The sequence below is a fragment of the Streptococcus suis genome (assembly GCF_046032115.1).
GTDB lineage: Bacteria > Bacillota > Bacilli > Lactobacillales > Streptococcaceae > Streptococcus > Streptococcus suis_AJ.
Genome location: NZ_JARQOZ010000016.1, coordinates 40,096 through 46,441 on the forward strand (window position 1 = coordinate 40,096; position 6,346 = coordinate 46,441).

Below are 6,346 nucleotides of genomic sequence, written 5' to 3' on the forward strand. Positions count from 1 at the left end.
CCTATACTAATTGATATACCTATTGTACTCCAATGTGAGAGCCTTTTCAATTTTTTTGTCTGATAATCACGATGTTGCAATTTTTAACAAGGCAAGATCAAACAAGTAATCCTTATCAAACTGACCGGTCTTGATGTGGTAATCCGTTTCAATCAACAAGCGAACTACCTTTTTCAAAAATCCAATGGATAGGTAACGGGAATCTCGAAGGGCAAATTTAATTTGGAATGGATTGACCTTCCGACCCATGATTTCTGACAATTCTGCCACCATCTGCTGCTCACTTTTACCCTGTTCTTGAAGAATTTGAACCTGCAAATAAGTCCGAAATTGGGTCAGCATAATGGCGATTAATTTGATTTCGTCTTCTCCCTGTAGTCGTAAGTCGCGAACCAGTTGACGGGCCTCATCCATTTTGGACTGGAGAACCATCTGTGTCAGGTCAAAAATATTGTCTTGCAAGGTCTTAGGAATGGCAGCGTCAATGTCTGCCATCGTAATCAATTTTTGTCCCTTATAGGACTGTAAAAAAGCTAGGTTTTTACTGATTTCGGCAAAGTCAAAATTAGATTTTCCAAGGAGGTATTGAAAAACATCTCCCTCCATATTTAGACCTAGGCGACCAATTTCCTTCTGGAAAAACTGGCGCAAATCGGCTTCTTTCAGAGGACTAGTTTCCAAAATCAGACCATCTCGCTTGAGGAGTTTGACCAAGCGTCGTTTGCTATCTAACTTCCCTGGGGCTAGGATAATCAATCGTGTCGTGTCAACTGGATTTTCCAAATAAGCCTCAAATTGCTTGAGCTCGTCATCCGTCAAATGCCGCTTCTTATCCGTCGTCAAGTCAGCAAAATAATCAAGAATGACAACTTTTTCATCTGAAAAAAATGGAAGAGAAACCAAATCCAAATCCACCTGACTATAATCCGCCTCTGACATATCAAAATAGGCAAAACCAAGGTCTGCAGGATCGAAATCGATTTGTCGCAACAATAAATCTTTTGCAATCTGATATTGGCCGACATCTTCACCGCATAAAACAGTCAAGGGGCCTAATTTCTCTTTTTTTAATGTCTCAATCTGTCCAATAACTAACATGTATACCTCATATTCTGTTTTCATTTTACCACAAAAACGATGAGGCTGGCAAAATGTCAAAAAAGAAAAAACACAAAATCAATTGCTGAGATACCTTGATTTCATGCTTTTCATCATTTTAGTTCGCTAAATTTTTCGCAGTTGCGGGAATGACCAGTCGCCTATCTTGTTTCTCCGTAAAAGGAACAATTGGAGGTCGCGGTCTTTCCATATAGGCTACGACTTCTTGACCAGACGGGTCAAATTGGAGCAGAGAGTAAAATGGATCATGATAAAACAAGAAAATGTAGCCATTTTCATAAGCTTCTTTAGTCTACCTTGTCTTAGCCGCGATGCTATCCATAGGATAATCATCCACTGCAGCCACCCAAAGTGGATTGCGGTGAACATGAGTCAGAACAGTATCGGCCATGTGAATGATGGTTTGGTGTTCTTGTTTTAAGAGAATCAAGCAGTGGCCATTGCTATGACCTCCGGTTCGATGCATCTCAATTCCTGGAATAATTTCAATCGATTCACCGAAAGTGATTACTTGCGATTGGATGGCTTCCCAATTCTCCTTGAGATAGGTCCCTCGGGTTCTAGGATTTGGATTTCTTACCTCATTCCACTCAATTTCATTGATGTAAATCTGTGCATTAGGGAAGGTTGAGACGATTTCACCATCTTCCATACAGGTTATATACTTAAATATTCACTTAATTTGAAAAGAAAAATGAAATAGTTCTAATTAAGATTTTTTCACTGTCAAAGAACCAATATTCACAAATGAAGTACTTTTAGATAAAAGATGATTTTCGGTAGTTTGGTGAATACTGACTGTATTTTAGAGAAACGAATGGTGAAGAGCTTAAAATCTAGCCTTAGGAAGTATAAACAAATAATATAGGTTCTTAGTCAGTTAAAGTAAGCAACAACCGTTCAAAATACAGTATATTTGCGAAAACGCTTAATTTCTGTTATATTCTAGATAACAACATGAACTAGAAAAGGGGAAAATATGGAACGGAAACAAAGATTTTCTATAAAAAAATTATCAATCGGTGTTGTGTCCATTTGTATCGGGTTTGCATTTCTTACTCAAGGAAACAGTACTGTAGCAGCCGCTGAAAAGAGTGTTGAAGTTATTGTTAGCAACGCAACAGGAGAAGAGGAAAACATCACTACTCAACCAACGGAAGCTACTAATAATAAAGAGAGCATTCAAAATACGGAAACTACTACTCAAGAAGAAATCACCATAGATAATACGGTTGAGGGACAAACTGATACAGAAAAAAGCACCAGTCCGGAACAAGCGGTACCCGAATCTACCGCCAGTCATACTGACCACCTTGCAAATACCGGTGACACCACTACAACTTCATCTTCAACAGAGAGCTCAGTAAATGAAGTAGAGTTACCAACGGAAACTACTGCTCTTTCCTCCCCTGAATCATCCTCTAAAATAGAAACTATCGACACCAGTCATAAAGCAGAGCAACCTAACACAAGCGAAGGAACAACAGCCCTTCGTGCCGCAACCAATACAAGCCCCACAACTACTGTGTCTGGAAATGATACTGCTATCCAAGCAATTGAAAATGGAAGCCTCGACCAATCAAAATCAATAGAGGAACTAACTACTGAAGAACAACAAACTCTTAACAACCTCATTCTTACAAACTTTGAAACCACCGCTGACCAGGTTGCCTTACAGGATTTTGTTAAACCCAAAAACCAGTTGAGTTCCTCTGAAACTACAAAATATCTGGTTCCACTTATCAAACAGGTAATGGCCGACCCACAGTACAGTCATCTTACAAGAACCGAAAAAGTAACAGAAGCTACAAAATTGGCATTGATTGAAGTCAATAAAAATCTCTACGAAGATGCCAGTATAGAAGCCCTGGCACCTGAAGCCAAAAAAACATTCCAACAACTTCTTGAATATAACAACGGCCAGTTACTTAAAGACAAGAATGGATTGACTGTTGGAACCATCAAAAACAACCTAAGCCAACTCTACCGTGGCGTCCTTTATCTCCAGCAACAATACTCTTTTGAAAGTGACCTGCCAGAAACGCTAGTCTTTGCCCCACATACAATTGGCAAAATTCAAGCAGACCAGACAAGTGCCTATGATCGCTTGTTAGCTTATGGCGGGCGTATTACAGATAAACGATCGCTTGCTTTAAATCTCAATCAGAATCAGTTCAAGGAACGCCTAATTAGCCAATATACCGGTACTAAGTCTACGGCTGAATTGGTTGAAAAAATTGCTCAATCAAAGGGTAAAGATGTCAATAGTTACTTTACAGAACAGTCCCAAGCTTTGATTGGAACAAGCCCAAACATCTCCATCTTTGAATTATTAAAAACAAATAAGCCAGATTACATTCTCCCTATCCTCTCACAAGGAAGAGGAATTTACGTTGCGGGTACTAGCAATAGTTTGACTCTTGGACTTTTAGATTCGTATACAGACCTGTACTCTGAGTTGAAAAACTTTACTAAAGAACGTGGGAAACAGCAACCTACATCTACTTTCTTTGATACAATCCTTACCTACCAAGAAAATTGGTTGACTTTCCTTAACTCTGCTAAAAAAGATAGTACAACTATTCCATTTACACTAGCAGTCGATACGATGAACGTCTATAACGAGACCACCAAAGCACACACTTGGTCACCTAACGAAGGTGCTTCTGCACATTCTGCGGTACTCAATTTCTTCTCTCCAATGAATCTTTGGGAAAATTATGTTCGTTCAGGAGTTGGACTAGGAGGTGTTGCACAGGGAGAGAGCTTAATCAGAGCGTATGAAACGCGTTTTATGCATAGCAACCTATCTGGTATTGCTCTGTTTACACATGAGATGACCCACACAAATGACGACGCTAGACTATTTAGAGGTGCCGGCCGTCGAAATGGTCAAGGACCTGAAGTGTATGCACGAGGTTTATTTGAAGTAATTGATAATACACAAAACGGTGTTCCTGGTGAGTACAAACCTGTCTTTAATTTGAATACCGCTCTCACTATTGCTGAAAGTTCTAATCGTACTCAAGCATTAACACCTCAAACTTCTACAGAAGAGTTGGCCAATTATACCAAAAACCTGGTCGATTTAATTGCTTATTTAGAAGCAATCGAAGCTAGGGTTGCCTTAAAAACTCTATCAGAAGAAGAATTAGCTATCTATTTCAATAAGGTAGTCCAAGTACCTCGTAATCTGACTTCTAACATTGGAACGACAAACACCGACCTCCCTTCTACCAATGATGCCTTTCTCCCGTTTGGATATTTAACAGCTGCTCCACTTACTAAACCTAGCAGTATCAATGATTTAGTTGACCAAGATGCTGTCAGCGGTCGTTTTATACCTAGAGGTAGTTCACCACTTATACTCGAATTAAGTCACAATCAGTATGACCACGTTCCACTATTGGATAGTTTTTACGGTGCTTCAGAAGCTCCAAGTGGCAATAATACCGTTGGAGACATTTCCTTTAAAAGACATGCCTACGAAATACTGGCTTGGAAAGGTTGGGATGCTTTTATAGGCTACATCAGTAACAGATACAGCAGCGATACAGAAGCTTTTAAAGCAATCTTAGGAAACGAATATTCAGATTGGGCTAGTTTCAAAAAAGCACAATATAAACGCTTGGAAAATAAAGAAATTGTCAATCATTTATGGCAGACTAGCCAGCTTGAAACGGATTTAGAAGAGGCCATAAAATCTGATTTAAATGAATTAAAAACCTATCGCAACTCCATCAATAGCCTGCTTAATAATCGTGCTAGAGTCACTCAAACAGATTTAAATAACATTGCTATCCAGACCTCAATTGCTAACAAAACAAAGCATGTACGCCAAGTCAAACAGGACATTCTCTTAAAAGCACTACAGCATAATGAATTACGCAATAGTGTCTTTTTGCCTGACATTATCTATGTAAAAAATGGCGGAAACGGACAAGGACTGACAGAAGATACCCCTATGGGAAGTTTGGCTGAAGCCTTGCAGAAAGCTACAGATGGTACTATCATCAAACTGGTCGGCAATGCCACCGAGCGAACTCCACTCGTCATCAATAAAGCAGTTACCATTGAGAGTGATAGCAGTGAAAATGCGATTATTTTTAATGAGAGTATTCAAATTTCAAATAACGTTACCCTACGTAATTTAAGTATTCATGCTTTAACAGAAAGCAATGTCCCTGGAAACATCTACATAGATGGTCAAGTGACAATGGATCATGTATCCACTCTTATATCCAATCGTCAAACTGATAAACGCCCTAGTCTTATCATAGGTTCATCAGCAGATACAACTGATAAGCGTGAATCCAGTTTGAAAATTTTAAATACAAATGAAACTGTTTTCGATAAGATGACCGTCCAAAATGCCGCAGATATTGCGATTGCAAATGGTACACAAATTAAAAACGGTGTCGAAGTGACTACACCTTCTCCTGTTACAATCACTTCCGAAAGTAATCAGGTCAATAAATTCCAAGCACCTGAAACCAATCAGGTAACCCTTATTTTTAATAATAGCAAAGCAAGTAATGTAGAGTTAAAAAACATCTCAAATCTCATAGTAAAAAACAATTCCTTTATCTCCCTAAACAGCCAATCACTCAATCCAATCCAACAGGCATTAACAGTAGAAACTGGTAGCCAAATAAATTTGGGAGATTTAGAAGCTCGTTTCCAATCACTTAAAGGAGATGGAATATTAGAATTCACAGATAAGGGACAATTAGCCTTACAAGATTTAGACGGACAAGCGACTATCCTGTTTAAACGCAAAGATATGAATTTCTCTGAATCAGACGGTAAAACATTCGTCACTGTTGCTTCTAAACAAAGTGGGCTTTCCGTCAAGCTAATACCGCTGGATGAAATACTTGAAATGGACAAGGACGGAAATTATATCTATCATCAGCCTTACTCAGCAAGATATTATTTTGAGTCCGTAGAACTTGATAAGATGTTGCCAAGTGAAGTCGAAGATTTATTGCCAGAAGATAAGGAAAGTCCTAATCAAGTGATTCCACAGCCAGAAGCGATTACTGAAATAGTTGTAGAGGGGGATGGAAGATGGGTCTTTGACAGATGGGAACTTGATTCTGAAAGTACTGCTAAACAGCATTTCTATACAGGTTACTGGCGCTATACGACTTCCCCTCAAACAACCGTTCGTTTTGAAGATGTTCCATTTACAACTATCTATCAAGCCGATGAAAACAGAACAGCC

At 39.0% G+C, this 6,346-nt stretch carries 2 protein-coding genes and 1 pseudogene; 1 reads left to right on the forward strand and 2 read right to left on the reverse strand.

All coding sequences use genetic code 11. The annotated features are described in order from the left end of the window. Positions 1–66: 66 nt before the first annotated feature. Together holA and P7J36_RS06465 are read right to left on the reverse strand one after the other, a co-directional pair. Entirely contained in the window at positions 67–1,098 is a 1,032-nt protein-coding gene (gene holA, locus P7J36_RS06460) for a DNA polymerase III subunit delta (RefSeq protein WP_408551526.1), read from the reverse strand. A 118-nt stretch (positions 1,099–1,216) separates the two neighbouring features. Continuing rightward, a pseudogene (locus P7J36_RS06465) lies at positions 1,217–1,768 on the reverse strand (MBL fold metallo-hydrolase); the annotation flags it as partial. 330 nt (positions 1,769–2,098) lie between these two features. On the opposite strand from P7J36_RS06465, the gene P7J36_RS06470 reads away from it, so the two are divergent. Continuing rightward, a partial coding sequence (locus P7J36_RS06470) for a ZmpA/ZmpB/ZmpC family metallo-endopeptidase (RefSeq protein ID WP_408551525.1) occupies positions 2,099–6,346 on the forward strand: 4,248 nt, incomplete at its 3' end.